This is a genomic window from Pontibacter roseus DSM 17521 (assembly GCF_000373265.1).
In the GTDB taxonomy this organism is placed as follows: Bacteria; Bacteroidota; Bacteroidia; order Cytophagales; family Hymenobacteraceae; genus Pontibacter; species Pontibacter roseus.
This window is the reverse complement of the sequence record NZ_KB890765.1, coordinates 103,713-119,969: the sequence shown is the minus strand read 5'-3', so window position 1 is coordinate 119,969 and position 16,257 is coordinate 103,713. Positions and strand designations below refer to the sequence as shown.

Annotated in this window: 13 protein-coding genes; 4 read left to right on the top strand and 9 right to left on the bottom strand. The window is 53.7% G+C overall.

What is annotated here, in order from left to right:
- Nucleotides 1-58 precede the first annotated feature (58 nt).
- From fabD to B051_RS0111980, 3 genes are all read right to left on the bottom strand, one after another.
- Complete coding sequence (gene fabD / locus B051_RS0111990; protein WP_018478444.1) at nucleotides 59-940, bottom strand: ACP S-malonyltransferase; 882 nt, start codon at nucleotides 938-940, stop codon at nucleotides 59-61.
- A 213-nt stretch (nucleotides 941-1,153) separates the two neighbouring features.
- Nucleotides 1,154-1,582, bottom strand: a complete 429-nt coding sequence (locus tag B051_RS0111985; protein ID WP_018478443.1) for a thiol-disulfide oxidoreductase DCC family protein — start codon at nucleotides 1,580-1,582, stop codon at nucleotides 1,154-1,156.
- Nucleotides 1,582-4,290 carry a T9SS type B sorting domain-containing protein gene (locus tag B051_RS0111980; RefSeq protein WP_245539619.1) on the bottom strand — a complete coding sequence of 903 codons (2,709 nt, stop codon included), beginning with the start codon at nucleotides 4,288-4,290 and terminating at the stop codon, nucleotides 1,582-1,584. The genes B051_RS0111985 and B051_RS0111980 overlap by 1 nt, the downstream gene beginning before the upstream one ends.
- Nucleotides 4,291-4,587: 297 nt before the next feature.
- Between B051_RS0111980 and B051_RS0111970 the strand changes: the two genes are divergently transcribed.
- The 4 genes from B051_RS0111970 to B051_RS0111955 all read left to right on the top strand — a co-directional run bounded on the left by B051_RS0111970 (nucleotide 4,588) and on the right by B051_RS0111955 (nucleotide 8,785).
- Nucleotides 4,588-5,268, top strand: a complete 681-nt coding sequence (locus tag B051_RS0111970) for a succinate dehydrogenase cytochrome b subunit (RefSeq protein ID WP_051080662.1) — start codon at nucleotides 4,588-4,590, stop codon at nucleotides 5,266-5,268.
- 21 nt (nucleotides 5,269-5,289) lie between these two features.
- Complete coding sequence (locus tag B051_RS0111965) at nucleotides 5,290-7,224, top strand: fumarate reductase/succinate dehydrogenase flavoprotein subunit (RefSeq protein WP_018478439.1); 1,935 nt, start codon at nucleotides 5,290-5,292, stop codon at nucleotides 7,222-7,224.
- 140 nt (nucleotides 7,225-7,364) lie between these two features.
- A complete protein-coding gene (locus B051_RS0111960; protein ID WP_018478438.1) occupies nucleotides 7,365-8,120 on the top strand; it encodes a succinate dehydrogenase/fumarate reductase iron-sulfur subunit in 756 nt (251 codons plus the stop codon).
- Between the two features lie 140 nt (nucleotides 8,121-8,260).
- A complete protein-coding gene (locus B051_RS0111955; protein ID WP_018478437.1) occupies nucleotides 8,261-8,785 on the top strand; it encodes an NADPH-dependent FMN reductase in 525 nt (174 codons plus the stop codon).
- A gap of 98 nt (nucleotides 8,786-8,883) precedes the next feature.
- Here the strand turns inward: B051_RS0111955 and ftsZ are convergent, their stop codons facing one another.
- From ftsZ to B051_RS0111925, 6 genes are read right to left on the bottom strand one after another with little or no spacing between them, the layout of a single operon-like run.
- Complete coding sequence (gene ftsZ, locus B051_RS0111950) at nucleotides 8,884-10,470, bottom strand: cell division protein FtsZ (protein ID WP_026236362.1); 1,587 nt, start codon at nucleotides 10,468-10,470, stop codon at nucleotides 8,884-8,886.
- 49 nt (nucleotides 10,471-10,519) lie between these two features.
- Nucleotides 10,520-11,818 carry a cell division protein FtsA gene (ftsA, locus tag B051_RS21240; protein WP_018478435.1) on the bottom strand — a complete coding sequence of 433 codons (1,299 nt, stop codon included), beginning with the start codon at nucleotides 11,816-11,818 and terminating at the stop codon, nucleotides 10,520-10,522.
- A gap of 12 nt (nucleotides 11,819-11,830) precedes the next feature.
- Nucleotides 11,831-12,592, bottom strand: a complete 762-nt coding sequence (locus B051_RS0111940; RefSeq protein ID WP_018478434.1) for a cell division protein FtsQ/DivIB — start codon at nucleotides 12,590-12,592, stop codon at nucleotides 11,831-11,833.
- Between the two features lies 1 nt (nucleotide 12,593).
- Nucleotides 12,594-13,988, bottom strand: a complete 1,395-nt coding sequence (murC, locus tag B051_RS0111935; protein WP_018478433.1) for a UDP-N-acetylmuramate--L-alanine ligase — start codon at nucleotides 13,986-13,988, stop codon at nucleotides 12,594-12,596.
- A complete protein-coding gene (gene murG / locus B051_RS0111930) occupies nucleotides 13,985-15,097 on the bottom strand; it encodes an undecaprenyldiphospho-muramoylpentapeptide beta-N-acetylglucosaminyltransferase (protein ID WP_018478432.1) in 1,113 nt (370 codons plus the stop codon). Before murG ends, murC begins: the two co-directional genes overlap by 4 nt.
- Nucleotides 15,090-16,244, bottom strand: a complete 1,155-nt coding sequence (locus B051_RS0111925; RefSeq protein ID WP_018478431.1) for an FtsW/RodA/SpoVE family cell cycle protein — start codon at nucleotides 16,242-16,244, stop codon at nucleotides 15,090-15,092. The genes murG and B051_RS0111925 overlap by 8 nt, the downstream gene beginning before the upstream one ends.
- Nucleotides 16,245-16,257: the final 13 nt, after the last annotated feature.

The following is a 16,257-nucleotide window of genomic DNA, read 5'->3' as shown; positions in this document are numbered from 1 at the left end:
CCCTCCTCAGGTGCTATACCTGAGAAGGGCTGCTTTTTAAATTATTTTCAGTAACTGCTTACTCCACGGAGCTCACTTCGGCGGTGCGCTCGATTTTCTTCACCAGCCCCTGCAGCACTTTACCTGGTCCGCATTCCACAAAATGTGTCGCGCCGTCGGCCACCATTTGCTGCACCGATTGCGTCCAGCGCACCGGGGCCGTCAGTTGGCTAATCAGGTTATCTTTGATTTCCTCCGGCTTGGTATGTGGCAAAGCATCCACGTTCTGGTAGATAGGGCAGATGCCTTGGCTGAAGTTCGTTTCCTGTATGGCATTGGCCAGTTCCTCTTCGGCTGGCTTCATCAGCGGCGAGTGGAAAGCACCCCCTACCGGAAGCGGCAGCGCACGCTTGGCACCAGCCTCCTTCATCTTTTCACAGGCAATCTCTATACCTCGGTTGGAGCCAGAAATTACCAGCTGGCCTGGGCAATTGTAATTGGCTGCCACCACCACTTCACCTTCAATGGAGGCGCATACCTCTTCCACCTTCGCATCGTCGAGGCCCAATATGGCCGCCATCGTGGAAGGATTAGCCTCACAGGCGGCCTGCATGGCCAGTGCCCGTTTGGACACCAGGCGCAGCCCATCCTCAAAGCTCAGCACCTTGCTGGCTACCAGCGCTGAGAACTCTCCCAGCGAGTGACCCGCCACCATGTCCGGTTGGAAATCCTTTGCCACGGCCGCCTGCGCCACGGAATGCAAGAAAATAGCCGGTTGCGTTACTTTAGTCTGCTTTAGCTCCTCATCAGTTCCGTTGAACATAATCTCGGTGATGTGGAAGCCCAGAATCTCGTTCGCCTTGTCAAACAGCTGTCTCGCCTCCTCGTGCTGCTCATACAGGTCCTTGCCCATTCCTACAAACTGCGACCCCTGTCCCGGGAAAACGTATGCCTTCTTCATGCTCTATGTGTGTTGTTGATTTTCGATTGTCTAACTGTTAGATTGTTGCTTCCTGTTCACAAATTGAACACTATTCGCATGGGCATGTGTCATTCGAAGCCATACCTATACCTGGAGGTTGCCAGACCTAGAAAGTAAAGGGCCTAGCACGTATACAGCGCCATCAGCCGGCAAACCTTCCGGTTCAAAAAATTAACAATCAAACATTTTGATTTAATACGCCACAAACCTCGCCCGTTCCTCTGGGCTGGGCAGCATGCAGGCCTCGGTGCGGCCAGCGATGCGGTAGCGGTGACGCGCAACGAAGCGGTACACAAAATCGCGGAAAGATAAGGGAATAAACCTGAAATAGTAAAGCACCGACCACGGAAAGTTGAGGTGACGGGCGATGCGGAGTGCGGCCTCGGACTCCGTGTGTAGCCGGCCGTTTTCATAGAAAAGAATGGAATCAGGCAGCGGATGCGGCAGCTGCTCCTGCGGCACCAACTGTTCCACCAAGCCAGACTGGAGCGCGGCGAAGTGCAGGTTCTGCTGCTTGTTGTGCTTCAGGGCTATTTGTATACTGGCTTGGCAAAAGCCGCAGGTGCCATCATAGAATACGATGGGCAAACCCTGCAGCCGTTCCAGTTCCTCTTGTGTCATTAGCGTACTATCTCTACCCAGCCTTTGTACTTCGCTCGCTCTTTGCTTGGGTCTATGGTGAAAAACTCTACTTCCGCCTCGTAGTAGTAGATGCCGTCCGTCAGGCGGTTGCCATCCTTGTCTACGCCGGGCCAGTTGATGTACAGGGCGTCTCCGCCTGCGCTGCTGTTGCTCTCGTATACCTTCACGCCCCAGCGGTTGAATACGGAGAACTTCATCGATTTGATGAAAGCCGTCCGCTTGTCAGGTCTGAATACGTCGTTCAGGCCATCGCCGTTCGGTGTAATGATGTTTGGCAGCATAAAGAAGATGCAGTTGTCTTTGCATACCTCGTTGCTGCGCGGGCTCTCCTCGCCAGACAGACTGGTGGCAGTCACCTGGTAGCATCCCGCGTAGGATTGCAGTCCGCCGTGGGTATAGGTGGTCTCCTTCGTTTTGGCAATCTCCCTGTACTCTGTGTCGCCCGGACCTCTGAAGTACACGGTATAGAAGTCTATCTCGTCGGTACAGTCCCCTGTGATTTGCGGCACCCAGGTCAGTACATTCTGGTAAGGCGGCTGCGTCGGGTTACTGGCGAAGGCGTCGCAGTCGAGTGGATCAATGCTGAGCTCTGGCGCGCATACAATCCGCGGCAGCTCCACGCATACCCGTTGGCTGAAGTTCTGCAGCGGCTCCGGCAATCCCTCAATCTGGTAAGAGCCCTGCGTCCGGACTACATAACAATAAGTCTGCCCGCGCTCCAACGGAGCCGTAGCGCTTCCCTGGTCGGTGAAGGTGCCGCCGGTAGCAGTTGCGGTAACAGTCCCAATCTCCACTAGGTTGTTTCCCTCCACGCGGTATACCTGGTGCTCCAGCACCTCATTGCGCCAAGGCACATTGTAAGTCCAGTTCAGGGTCACGCCCAGCTCGTTTTGGGTGCTGGTAGGTATAGCCTCCAGGCGCACACTTGAGGCGGAGGCGCTGTCGCGCAGCACATCCGGCGTTGCACCTCCTCTGGTGCGCGTGCTATAGAATTCCAGCTTATACCGGTATGCCAGTTCCTCTGTATTCAGCCCGGAGTTGACAAAGACGGTGTCGGTCAGTCTGCGGGAAGTGAACACGCGCTGGTAAGTGCCTCCTGGTCCCTGCCCATCTTTGCGGTACAGGCGATATTCAAATGGCGGGTTCAGGCGTTCTACGCCGGAGCCGGGCTGAGTCCACCGCACGGTAATCTGCCCGTTGGCCACATCTGTCCGGTCCACGGTTACGTTGGTGATGTAAGGGATATCGCGCTCCAGCACCACGCAGGCCTCCACCGACGCGATGCTCTTGCCGCCTGCCGGCAGCGGGAACTCCGCGTAGATGATGTAGCAGTACTCAGCGCCGGCGACCAGTCCCTGCCCTCCGTTGTCATCCAGGAACTCAGTCTTCTCTTTGCCTACCTCTCCTATAAGCACATACCCCGAACTAGACGGCACACCTGTCTCGCATGGCCCAGGCACAAATCCAGACGGCCCCTCGCGCCGGTAAATGCGTATAGTCGAAGCGTTTTGGCAGATGTAAGAATCCCAGGTCAGGCGTACGTTCCGGTCCTCGGCGCTTGCCACCAGGTTCTGGGGCGGCGGGCCTACTACGGTGATGCGGTAAGGCTGCAAGTCAACCAACGGACGGCTTGGCGCGGGCGGATTGTCCTCAGCCCGGAAAATCAGTTGGTATGGCCGTGCTGCCACATCCGTGCATGACGTGTTCCAAACCAGACGACCGGCTGCTCTGCCAGGCACGTTGGTAGTCACATTGAAAGTAGCGGGTGGAATGATGCCTCCTGTTCCTGGCACCGTCAGGTTAATCAAGTGCCCATCAGGGTCCGTAGCGGTAATGGTGGTGCTCAGCGTAGTACCTGCCACAATACAGGTGTCGCGGGGCACGAGCACCGGCGGCCTGTTCTTGGCATCCACCACCAGAATCTGCATGTCGCGCACCACGGTGCTCAGCAGCACAGCGCCTCCACCTGCCGAAGTACGCCACTCCTCTACCACAAAGGCCACGTTGTATTCCCCCAGGCGGCAGGGTGCATCCCAGGTCAGCTGACCCGTGATGGGGTCTAGGTTGAAGGTGGCGGCGCCGGTGTTGGTCGAGTTACGGCAATTGTCTACGTTGTTGGGGTCGCGATAACCCGGCACGTTGGTGATGACACCCGCCGGGTTGCGGTACTGAGGCTGTATCAGCTTATAGGAAAGGCTGTCTCGGTCATCATCAATGGCACCGGGGTTGTGTACCCAGCGCTCACCGGCCGTAGCCTCGTCAATAGGGGGTACTGTCAGAACAGGTGTGCTGTTGAGGCCCCGAAGGGGATTGATGGTGATGGTGGTCGTGATGGAGAAGGAAAGCTGGTCGGTGGGGGCAGCCATGTTTAGGATGCCGTTGTTGCGGTTCTCGCCAACCCATGTTACGCGGTAGGTGCCGGCATTGGCGTAGGTATACTCCCATTGGAACACCTCCCGGTCCACATCCGGCTTCACCGGCGTCACAGACCCACGGTCCACGCGCACTGTGTTACCATCCCCCATGGATATGAGCACAAAGGGGTCTTCAGCCGGAGAGCTGGTTTTGGTGTAGATGACCATGGTGAAGAAGAACTTCCGGGGGTCTGCGTTAGGTCCCGTATCGCGTCGGGCGGTGATATCACCCGCCCTGATGTGGGTGGCCTGTGCCTCGTTCGTACTTCCCAACAGCAATATCAACACCCACAACACGAAGCAGCCAGGCAAGCAATACCTCAAGCGTAAACTATTTGGCATAAGCGTAGGGTTAGATTTGGCGCTGAACAAAGGTAAAATGAAAACTGATATTTTACCTTTTTATTATCAACAAAAGCAAGAAAAGTGGGTTAACAATATATGGTTTTCAGTCCTACGCATTGCAATTTAGATTGATTCAAAATATGCTATTTAATTGTTTTATACAGGCTCCGCTTGTACCTTTGAGCATTAAAAAGCATTCATTATTTAACCTTCTAACAATTACAGATGAATTGGTTTACTAAAACGTTTTCCAGTACAATCGGACGCAAAATCATCATGTCTGTCACGGGCCTGTTCCTGTGCTCCTTCCTGGTGGTTCACCTAGTAGGCAACCTGCAGCTTTTCAATGCTGACAACGGTGAGTCGTTCAACGTGTACTCACACTTCATGGCTACCAATCCTGTTATACGTGTCATGGAGATTGTGCTGGTGCTGGGTTTCCTGTTCCATATTTACGATGCCTTTGTACTGACACGCCGCAACAAAACGGCCCGTCCCGTTGACTATGCAGAGCAGCACCCACAGGAAAACAGCACCTGGTCTTCCCGCAACATGGGCCTGCTGGGCACCATTATCCTGGTGTTCCTCATCATCCACCTCTGGAATTTCTTCGTCCCTGCCCGCTTCGGTGGCCTGGAGGGTGTGGTGATTGACGAGGTGGACTACGACAACCTATACCTGCGGGTGGTGCAGTCCTTCCAGATTTGGTGGTATGTGGCCATCTATGTTATCTCGATGGTAGCGCTGGCTTACCACCTGATTCACGGTTTCCAGAGCGCTTTCCAGTCACTGGGCCTCACGCACAAGAAGTACACGCCATTCATCAAGACGTTCGGCTATGCGTTCTCTGTTATCGTGTGCCTGGGCTTCGCGATTATCCCGCTCTACTTCTTTTTCTTTGCATAACATAAACTTTCAATAGTTGCTATGATATTAGATTCTAAAATCCCTGAAGGGCCTTTGGCTGAGAAGTGGGATAAGCATAAATTCAATGTGAAGCTGGTGAACCCGGCTAACAAGCGTAAATACGAAATCATTGTTGTTGGTACAGGTCTGGCAGGTGCTTCGGCTGCTGCCACACTCGGCGAGCTTGGCTATAACGTGAAGGCGTTCTGCTTTCAGGATTCCCCTCGCCGCGCGCACTCTATTGCTGCGCAGGGTGGTATCAACGCCGCCAAAAACTACCAGAACGACGGTGACTCCATCCACCGTCTTTTCTACGACACTATCAAGGGCGGTGACTACCGTGCCCGTGAGGCCAACGTGTACCGCCTGGCGCAGGTATCCGTGGACATTATTGACCAGTGCGTGGCGCAGGGTGTTCCCTTTGCCCGCGAGTATGGTGGCCTGCTGGCGAACCGCTCATTTGGTGGTGCCCAGGTATCCCGTACCTTCTATGCCCGTGGTCAGACCGGACAGCAGCTGCTGCTGGGCGCCTACTCTGCCCTGAACCGCCAGATTGCCTACGGCAAAGTGAAGATGTTCCCACGCACCGAAATGCTGGACCTCGTGATGGTGGACGGCAAGGCACGCGGCATTGTAGTGCGTAACCTGATTACCGGTAAAATAGAGTCGCACAGCGCGCACGCGGTGGTGTTGGCTACAGGCGGCTACGGCAACGTGTTCTTCCTGTCAACCAACGCCATGGGCTCCAACGCCACGGCTGCCTGGCGCGCGCACAAGAAAGGAGCTCTGTTCGCCAACCCTTGTTTTACTCAGATTCACCCTACCTGTATACCTGTATCGGGTGGTTATCAATCCAAACTGACGCTGATGTCAGAGTCGCTGCGTAACGACGGCCGTGTATGGGTTCCGAAGACGGTGGAGATTGCCCAGCGCCTGCGCAAGGGTGAGATTACCGTAAACGACATCAAAGAGGAAGACCGCGATTACTACCTGGAGCGCAAATATCCTGCCTTTGGTAACCTGGTGCCGCGCGACGTTGCTTCTCGTAATGCCAAGCTGGTTTGCGACGAAGGACGCGGCGTAGGTGCATCCGGCCTGGCCGTATACCTTGACTTCGCGGATGCTATCAAACGTGAAGGACAGCCGGCTATCGCAGCCAAGTATGGCAACCTGTTTGAGATGTATGCCAAAATCACGGACGAGAACCCGTACGAGCGACCAATGCGCATCTACCCTGCCGTGCACTATACCATGGGTGGCCTTTGGGTAGACTACAACCTGATGACCAACATTCCAGGCCTGTACGCCACCGGAGAGTGTAACTTCTCTGACCACGGAGCCAACCGCTTGGGTGCTTCGGCCTTGATGCAGGGTTTGGCTGACGGTTACTTCGTTATACCTTACACTATCGGTGACTACCTGGCACAGACGCCATACGACAAAGTAAGCACCGACCACCCCGCCTTCAAAGAGGCCGAGCAGAACGTAATTTCCATCACCCAGCGACTGCTTTCCATTAAAGGCAACCGCACAGTAGATGATTTCCACAAGGCGCTTGGCCAGATTATGTGGGATTACTGCGGTATGGCCCGAAACGCCGAAGGTCTGCAGTTTGCGAAACAGGAAATCCGCAAGCTGCGCGATGAGTTCTGGCAGAACGTGAAAGTGACTGGCGTGAACGAAGAGCTGAACCAGACACTGGAGAAAGCGCACCGTGTGGCCGACTTCCTGGAACTGGGCGAACTGATGGTGGACGATGCCCTGCACAGAAACGAGTCTTGTGGTGGTCACTTCCGTGAGGAATACCAGACGCCAGAGAACGAGGCACTCCGTGACGACGAGAACTTCGCCTATGTGGCCGCTTGGGAATACACAGGCCCAGGCAACCAGGCGGTCCTGCATAAGGAAGACCTGAAGTTCGAGAACGTGAAACTGACGCAGCGTAGCTACAAATAATTAATTGGAAATTAGAAATTATGGATTAGAGCCGGATGTTGAGTAAGTATAGCATCCTCCTTCAACTAATTCATAAGTCGAAATTCATAATTCATAATTAGAAAGACAAAATGGCTGGAAGTAATCCAAATGCTAAACCAATGGACCTTACATTGAAGATTTGGCGCCAAAAAGATAGAAATGCAGCAGGTCAACTGGTAACATATCCGCTCAAGGGCATCTCCCCGGATATGTCTTTCCTGGAAATGCTGGACGTACTCAACGAGGATTTGTTGGTGAGAGGCGAAGAGCCTGTTGCCTTTGACCATGATTGCCGCGAGGGCATTTGCGGTATGTGTAGCCTCTTCATCAACGGCCGGGCACACGGTCCGGAGCGCGGCACCACTACCTGCCAGCTGCACATGCGCCACTTCAAAGACGGCGACACCATCACCATTGAGCCTTGGAGAGCCGCCGCCTTCCCGGTGCACAAGGACCTGGTGGTAGACCGTTCTGCCTTCGACCGTATACAGCAGGCGGGTGGCTATGTGTCTGTGAACACAGGCGGTGTGCCCGATGCAAACGCTATTCCGATTCCAAAGACCATCGCCGATAAGGCGTTTGACGCAGCAACCTGTATCCAGTGCGGCGCCTGTGTGGCAGCCTGCAAAAACGCTTCTGCTATGCTTTTCGTGAGCGCGAAGGTGTCGCAGCTGGCACTGTTGCCACAGGGCAAGGTGGAGCGCAAAACGCGCGTGGAGAACATGGTGGCCCAGATGGACGTGGAAGGATTCGGCGCCTGCTCTAACACAGGAGCCTGTGCGGCAGAGTGCCCAGTAGGTATATCGCTGGACAACATCGCGATGATGAACCGCGAGTACCTGGGCGCAAAAGCAAGCTCAGAGAACGTGGCATAAGCGCAACAATCCTAGGAAAAGGCGAGACAGCATACCTGTTCTCGCCTTTTTTGTTTTATTTTGGTATACAGGAAGCGGAATACAGCCTGTCTAGCCAAACAATGGAAGACTTTCCTGTTGTATAGTAAACAATCAGAAGCATGATTACCATCATCACAGGGACCAACAGGCCCCACTCACGATCAAGAGCCGTAGCCGAACTATATGCCCAGATACTACGGGAACGCGGCATCGATGTGCAGATACTCGATTTAGCTGATCTTCCCGCCGATTTCACCACTTCTGCCCTCTACGACAATGTCGGCCTCAATGAGGACTTCAACAGGCTCAGTAGTGCGATTGGGGCTTCGGACAAATTCGTGTTCGTGGTGCCGGAGTACAACGGCTCCTTTCCTGGGGTGCTCAAAGCATTTATAGATGGCCTCGCCTACCCCAACACCTTCCGGAACAAAAAAGCGGCCATGGTGGGACTGTCCTCGGGCGTACAGGGCAGCGGCCTGGCCATGAGCCATTTGACTGATATATTCAATTACCTGGGTATGCATGTGCTTGCCCTAAAGCCCAGGTTGGCGCAGTTTGAGAAAAACTACGATGGCACCACCATCACCAACCAACTGTACAAGGAACTACTGGACCAGCAGATAGAGCAATTCATCCAATTCTAGCATCTCCCTGCTTGGAGTCCAAGGTATACGTTGAGATGAGCACAAAAAAAGCGCCCGCAACAGATGTTGCGGGCGCTCTCCATTATTAGAAACCTAGTTTAGTCGACGTTATCGTGCAGGAAACGATTGTCGCCTAATATCTCATTGTCATCGTTCAGGTTGAAACGGGAGATGCTACGCTCAGATGAGTGCACCACGTTGCTCAACGCTACATTACGGCGCAAATATGCTGGCACATCCAGTTTCTCCTTGATAGCCTCAGTCGTGATTTCAGAGCTCAGCATTCTCAGACGGTCACGTCTCTCTTGCGCTCTGCGCTGCATCAGTTCACGCTCTTCCGCGATGCGGTCTGCTTCACGTTTGGCAAGGTCGTCTTCGCGGGTGGTGTTATACCCGGCGTTTGTATTCTCATTGGAGGTATAGCCATCCAGTTCAAAGACAATGCGCTGCGGCTGTGCCTGCTGTGGAGCCTGCTGCTGCGGCTGCGGAGCCTGTGGCTGTTGTGGTTGCTGCGGCTGCTCTGCTACTGGTCTGCGCACGTCGTACTGCGGCGCAACCGGCTGCTGCGGTGTAGTGGCTACAGGAGCCACCACTGGCTTGGCCACGAAGTTAACTACCTCAGGTGTCTCCACCTTTACTGGCTCTACGACTTCAATTTTTTTTTGGCTCTCTAGGTCAAATACCGTCTTTCTTGGCTCAATGATAGCCTCTGCGTCAGCAGCGAAACCTGTCGCGATTACCGTCACGCGGATGCTCTGACCCAAAGAAGAGTCGATGCCGTGGCCGAAGATAACCTCCGCCTCCTGGCCCGCCTTGTCCTGGATGTACTCTGTGATTTCAGTCAGTTCGTCCATTTCCAGTTCGGCCTGCTCACCAGACATGATGGAAAGGAGTATTTTCTGGGCACCGTGGATATCAGTGTTGTTCAGCAATGGAGATGAAAGCGCTTCTTCAGCGGCGCGCAGGGCACGGCCTTCGCCCTCTGTCGTTGCAGAACCCATCACTGCAGCTCCAGAGTCTTTCATCACCGTTTTAACGTCTTCAAAGTCGACGTTCACTTCAGCAGTAACCGTAATGATTTCAGCAATTGACTTCGCGGCTGTCGTCAACACGTTGTCAGCCTTGGCGAAAGCCTCACGGATAGTCAGGTTGCCGAACATCTCGCGCAGCTTATCATTAAGGATAACCAGGATTGTGTCGCAGTTCTCGCTCAGTTCCTTGATACCGTTTTCAGCAGCTGTCTTCTTCTTCTTTCCTTCGAATACGAAAGGAGCCGTCACGATACCCACTGTCAGGATGCCAAGTTCTTTGGCCACCTTGGCAATTACCGGAGCGGCACCTGTACCAGTACCACCACCCATACCAGCAGTAATGAACACCATCTTGGTGTCGTTGCTGAGCAGTTCACGTATCTCTTCTTTGCTCTCGAGGGCAGCATGCTTGCCTTTCTCAGGGTTGGCGCCAGCGCCAAGTCCTTCTGTCAGGTTCAAGCCTATTTGAAGTTTATTAGGTACACTGCTGCTCTTCAAAGCCTGCATATCTGTGTTACAGATCACGAACTCCACGTCTTTGATGCCCTGGCTATACATGTGGTTCACCGCGTTGCTGCCACCGCCCCCGACACCAATCACCTTAATGATGGACTTACCGCTTGCGGGCAAGTCAAAACTGTACATTGAAGTCATGCTAAAATCTCCTGCTATTATGGGTTTCTAATAATTTACTAGTCTCTTGTTAATCTATGTCGTCAGACAAAAAGCCTTTGAGCTTCTGGAACAGCCCCATTCCTTCCTTCTCCTTTGCGGCCGGTTTGGCGGCAGGCTTGTTATACTCTTGCTGCTGCTGTTGCGGCAACTCTACCTGATGCGCGGCGCGCTGATCAAGTGACTGATAGCCCGCCAATACCAAGCCCACGCCTGTGGCGTGCATCGGGCTCTTCACGGCATCCACCTTGGACTTGCCCAGGTGCTCGTTCGGGTAGCCAATGCGTGTATCCATACCGGTGATGTACTCCACCAGCTGTACCAGATTCTGCAGTTGCGCCCCACCACCGGTAATCACGATACCTGCAGCCAGGCTATTGGAATATCCTGACCTAACAATCTCCGCATAGATGAGTTCCACTATTTCCTCCATCCGTGCTTCTATAATATATGCAAGGTTTTTCAGAGAAATTTCTTTTGGCGTGCGGTCACGCAGGCCAGGTATGGAAACTATCTCATTTTCAGAGGCTTCATCGGCAATCGCCTTTCCAAACTTCACTTTCAGCTGCTCGGCCTGGTTCTGCATCACCATGCAGCCCTGCTTGATGTCAGACGTGATGATGTTGCCCCCGAAAGGCAGAACTGCCGTGTGGCGGATGATATTGTCTTTGAAGATGGCTAAATCTGTAGTGCCTCCCCCAATGTCGACCAAAGCAACACCTGCCTCTTTCTCCTCATCGCTCAGCACAGACATGCAGGACGCCAACGGCTCCAGAATCAGGTTGTCCACCTCCAGGCCAGCACGGGAAATGCATTTGTTGATGTTGTTGATGGCGTTGGACTGAGCCGTGATGATGTGGAAGTTGCCCTCCAGACGAACACCGGACATACCCACTGGGTCTACGATGCCTTCCTCATAGTCCACCTTGTACTCCTGCGGCATCACATGGATGATTTCGCTGCCAGGAGGCGTCACCAGACGGTACATATCGTTTGTCAGGCGATTCACATCGTCCACAGTGATTTCATGGTCCGTCATTTGGCGGGTGATGCTGCCGTTGTGCTGCAGGCTCTTGATGTGCTGCCCGGCAATCCCCACGTTTACTACCCCGATGTTGATGCCCGATTGTTCCTCAGCCTGACGGATAGCCTTCTTTATCGCCTCTACGGTCTTGTCGATGTTGCTGACAATGCCGCGTACCACCCCTTCTGAGATGGCTTTGCCCATCCCCAGAATCTCCAGCTTTCCATACTCATTCTTCCGACCAACAAGTGCGCAAACTTTGGTTGTGCCGATGTCCAAGCCTACTACTATTTTGTCGTTCTGCATATTCTGTATATGTTATTCACAAATAATCTGATCTTCGTACTCTACATTGACTCTCTTATATTTGTCCCAGCCCATCACGGGCAGCACCTCTTTATAAAAGACCATTAATTTTTTGAATTTCTGTTCGGCCCTGTAAGGCTCCCCAAATTCGATTGTGTGCTCCCCTACCTGCGGCAGAAAGGAGACTTTACCCTGGGCATCAATGTGCATCTGAGCTAGCTGGGCTTTCCAAAACTGGTCGTTCTCGATGAACTGAAGCAAGGAAAGATAGGCATGACCTGTAGAGTCCTGAAAGAAGTCCCTGCCAAACGCCTTGCCGGCGGAGGACTTCGTAATAGGTATTACACGAGCGGTGTATCTGTCTGAGAGGGGCAGAAGGGTACCCTCTGCATCGATGTAGACATCCTGGTCTGGTCGTATAATTCTTGCTATAGGCCTGTTTTGTTTTATGCTTACATGAATGTTGCCATCCAGCCCTCTGAACACGTCTGCTTCTTTTACAAAGCTATGCGCCTCTATGCGCTTCTCCAAGTTCTTCAGGTCAATTTGTTGGTTGGGTAACCCCTCCAATTTCCGCTCCCCTTCGCGGGTCAGCAGGTCCCTTACTTCCTCATCCCCAATAAAGTAATTGTTGTACTCATTATCAATTTTTATTGTCACTTTTTCACACTTTTTTTCATTCTGGCGTGAAGAAGCGAATCCTGCTAGCCCGCCGATAGCGAGCGTGCTACAACATGCAAAAATTAAAGATTTTATTTTACTATTCAAGCCCATATCAGTTATTTTCTAAAATATTTTTAATAGGCTTAACCAGTGTGTCTATGTCGCCGGCACCAACGGTTGCCAACACCTCAAAATCAGGGTTTTCAGCCAGATTCCGCAATATTTCGTCTTTGTGCAGCAGCTGTTTCCGGGGGCTCGTCACCTTGTCCAGAATCATCTGGGAGGTCACTCCCGCAATTGGCTTTTCCCGGGCCGGGTATATATCCAGCAGTACCAGCTCATCCGCCTTGCTCAGGCTCTCCGCAAACGCATCTGCGAAGTCGCGCGTGCGGGTGTAGAGGTGCGGCTGAAATATCACTTTTAGTTGCTTGTCCGGATAGATGGCGCGCAGTGAAGACATGAACGCATCAATCTCTTTTGGATGGTGCGCATAGTCATCTATGAAGACCTTGCCTTCGCCTTCGAATACAATTTCGAAACGACGCTTCACCCCTTTGTAGCTTGCTATACCTGACTGCAGTTTCTCGGCCGGTACCTGCAGGATTTGGGCCGCCATCAGGGCTGCCAACGCGTTCTCAACGTTGTGATAGCCAGGCAGTCCAAGTCGCAGACGGGCTATGTTACCGAAGGGTGTCTCAGCATCAAAACCGAACCAATGCCCATCGATTTCGATGTGATATACATGCGCCTCCCCTTGCTCCAGGCTGTAGCGTATTACCCGTACCCCCTCCTGCACCAGGTCCGTCAGGCGAGGGTCTGTATCCTGTTGCAGAATAAGGTAGCCCCCTGGCTTTATCTGGCTGATGAACTTCTGGAAGGTCCTAATCATCTCCTCCTTGTCACCATAGATGTCCAGGTGGTCCGGGTCAGCGGAGGTCACGATGGCGATGTCCGGGAACAATGTCAGGAAAGAGCGGTCATACTCGTCGGCCTCTACCACTACCGTCTCCTTGCCTTCGCCCCCCTTGCCTATAAGCAGGTTGGAGTTCAGGTTGGTGGCTATACCTCCCAGGAAAGCCGAGCAATCCACTCCGGCGTGGTGCAGCAGGTGCGTCACGATAGAAGAGGTTGTTGTCTTGCCGTGCGTACCTGCCACGGCTATGGTGAAAGCAGAGGCCGTGATAATGCCCAACACTTCCGAACGCTTTTTGATAGTATAGCCTTGTTCCTTCAGGTAGGCCCACTCGGTATGCTCGGCAGGTATAGCCGGCGTCAGCACGACCAGTGTGGCAGCTTTGTTATTCAGTATCTCTTGTGGCAGGTGCTGTACGTCATCCTCGTAATGCACTTGTATACCTTCCTGCTCAAGTGCTTCCGTGAGGGTGGTCCGGGTCTTGTCATAGCCCCAAACCGGAAAGCCATTGGCATAGAACCAGCGGGCGATGGCACTCATGCCAATACCGCCGATGCCCAGGAAATAGATGTATCTATAGTCTTCCAGTCTCACTTGATGATGCTTAACAACTCGTTGACAATATCCGCAGCGGCATTGGGCCGCGCCAGTTTCTGTATGTTCTGCGACAGGCGCTGCTGCTCCTGTTCGTTTGCGGCCAATTGTAGGGCGGCTGGCACCAGCTGTTGCTGTGCCCCCTGGTCATGCACCAGCAATGCAGCCTGCTCCTGTACCAGGGCCATCGCGTTTTTGGTCTGGTGGTCCTCCGCCACGTTGGGCGAGGGCACCAGTATGGCAGGCTTCGCGGCCAGGCAAAGCTCTGAAATGGATAAGGCACCCGCCCGGGATACCACCACATCAGCCGCCGCATAGGCCAGGTCCATCTGCCTGATAAAATCGAATGCCCGAATCCCTTTGTCTACATAAGGCTTTTCCTGTTCCTGGGCCTGCGGGTAATAGGCTCTGCCCGTTTGCCAAATCAGCTGATAGCCTGCGTCCACAATGGCCTCCAACCCTGCGGCTATGCTTTGGTTGATGGTTCTGGCGCCCAGGCTTCCCCCGATAACCAGAATCGTTTTCTTCTCAGATGTCAGCCCGAAGTGCAGTAGTGCCTCTCTCCTTTTAGTATGGCTGTCCATGATGTCCTGCCGCACCGGGTTCCCCGTCAACACCAGCTTTTCGGCCGGGAAGAAGGCTTCCATGTTTTTATAGGCCACGCATATCTTCTGCACTCGTTTGGCCAGCAGCTTATTGGTGATGCCGGCGTGGGAGTTCTGCTCCTGTATCAGCGCAGGTATACGCCGAGCAGTGGCTGCATACAGCAGAGGACCGCTGGCATAGCCCCCCACTCCCACTACCGCATCCGGCTGGAAGTCCTTTATAATCTTGTGCGACATCCGGATACTGGAAATCACCTTCCAGGGGAAGGACAGATTGTCGAGCGTCAGTCGGCGCTGAAGCCCACTAATCCACAGGCCCACGATTTTGTAGCCCGCCTCCGGTACCCGTGTCATCTCCATTCGCCCAATCGCCCCTACAAACAGGATTTCCGAATCTGGACTGATGGCCTTGATTCGGTTGGCGATGGCGATGGCCGGGTAAATGTGCCCGCCGGTGCCGCCACCACTGATGATGATGCGATATGGCCTGATGCGGTTAGGCATTTGCTGTCGCTTTTTTAGATGCTCCTAAAGAGGCACGTTCCAGTTCGCTTTCGGTGCGGCTCACACTCAGGATGATGCCCAAGGAGATGCCCGTAAAAATAAGTGAGGTGCCTCCCATACTCAGCAGCGGCAGCGGCAGACCCGTAATCGGTCCCAATCCTACGGCCACACCCATGTTAATCATACCTTGTATTACCAGGCTGAAGCTCAGTCCGGCTGAGAGCAGTCCACCAAACGCTCCGTTGCTTTTGCTCACCGTAACCAGGCCGCGGTACAGCAGGGCCAGGTATAGGAACAGGACAATCACCCCTCCTATCAATCCATATTCTTCCAGGATGATGGCATAGATGAAGTCAGAGTAGGGGTGCGGCAGGATATCGCGCTGGTCGCTGTTGCCGGGTCCCTTGCCCACCACGCCTCCTGTTGCAATGGCAATGTAAGACTGTTCCAACTGGAAGGCTGTCTCGGTCGGGTCCATAAAGTCCTGCACACGGCTGATGGCTGTCTCCATACGCTGACCTAGTGCCAAGGCGGCTCCTCCGGCCATGGCTCCGATGATGACGAAGGCGGCCAGCGACTTCATCGGAACGCGCCCGATGAACATCAGCAACAGGCAGGTAATGAAGAGTAACACCGCCGTAGAGGTGTTGGTCAGGGCAATCAGGGCACAGATGCCGCCCGTCCACAGGAACATGGGTACCAGGTTGCGCTTCCAGTCATCCAGCACGTGCTGCTTCTTGGAGAGCATGCTCGCCAGGTAGGATATGAGCGCCAGCTTGGCCAAATCCGAAGGCTGGAAGGTCTGGTTAATCACAGGTATGGTAATCCAACGCGAGGCCTCATTGATATTGGCACCGTAGAAATAGGTGAACAGCAACAGGGGCACCGACAGGATGAGCGCCACCAGCGAGAGCCTGGAGTAGTAGCGGTAGTTCACCTTGTGGGCAAACCACATGAAGGCCAACCCGATGAGGATGAGGGACGTGTGTTTGAACAGGAAGTATTCTGTGTTTCCCTCCCGCGACTTATAGGCCAGTGTGCCTGTGGCGGAATACACTACCAACACGCTGATGAGCGAGAAGGCGAGCACGATGCCCCAAAGCACCGCATCCCCTTTCAGGTTTTGCTGTATCCATCCCTTTATCATGTGACCTTTGGCT

What these genes read in the sequence shown, in the direction of transcription:
- fabD (WP_018478444.1), bottom strand. Translation starts at nt 940, where the DNA reads ATGAAGAAGGCATACGTTTTCCCGGGACAGGGGTCGCAGTTTGTAGGA.
- B051_RS0111985 (WP_018478443.1), bottom strand. Translation starts at nt 1,582, where the DNA reads ATGACACAAGAGGAACTGGAACGGCTGCAGGGTTTGCCCATCGTATTC.
- B051_RS0111970 (WP_051080662.1), top strand. Translation starts at nt 4,588, where the DNA reads ATGAATTGGTTTACTAAAACGTTTTCCAGTACAATCGGACGCAAAATC.
- B051_RS0111965 (WP_018478439.1), top strand. Translation starts at nt 5,290, where the DNA reads ATGATATTAGATTCTAAAATCCCTGAAGGGCCTTTGGCTGAGAAGTGG.
- B051_RS0111960 (WP_018478438.1), top strand. Translation starts at nt 7,365, where the DNA reads ATGGACCTTACATTGAAGATTTGGCGCCAAAAAGATAGAAATGCAGCA.
- B051_RS0111955 (WP_018478437.1), top strand. Translation starts at nt 8,261, where the DNA reads ATGATTACCATCATCACAGGGACCAACAGGCCCCACTCACGATCAAGA.
- ftsZ (WP_026236362.1), bottom strand. Translation starts at nt 10,470, where the DNA reads ATGACTTCAATGTACAGTTTTGACTTGCCCGCAAGCGGTAAGTCCATC.
- ftsA (WP_018478435.1), bottom strand. Translation starts at nt 11,818, where the DNA reads ATGCAGAACGACAAAATAGTAGTAGGCTTGGACATCGGCACAACCAAA.
- B051_RS0111940 (WP_018478434.1), bottom strand. Translation starts at nt 12,592, where the DNA reads ATGGGCTTGAATAGTAAAATAAAATCTTTAATTTTTGCATGTTGTAGC.
- murG (WP_018478432.1), bottom strand. Translation starts at nt 15,097, where the DNA reads ATGCCTAACCGCATCAGGCCATATCGCATCATCATCAGTGGTGGCGGC.
- B051_RS0111925 (WP_018478431.1), bottom strand. Translation starts at nt 16,244, where the DNA reads ATGATAAAGGGATGGATACAGCAAAACCTGAAAGGGGATGCGGTGCTT.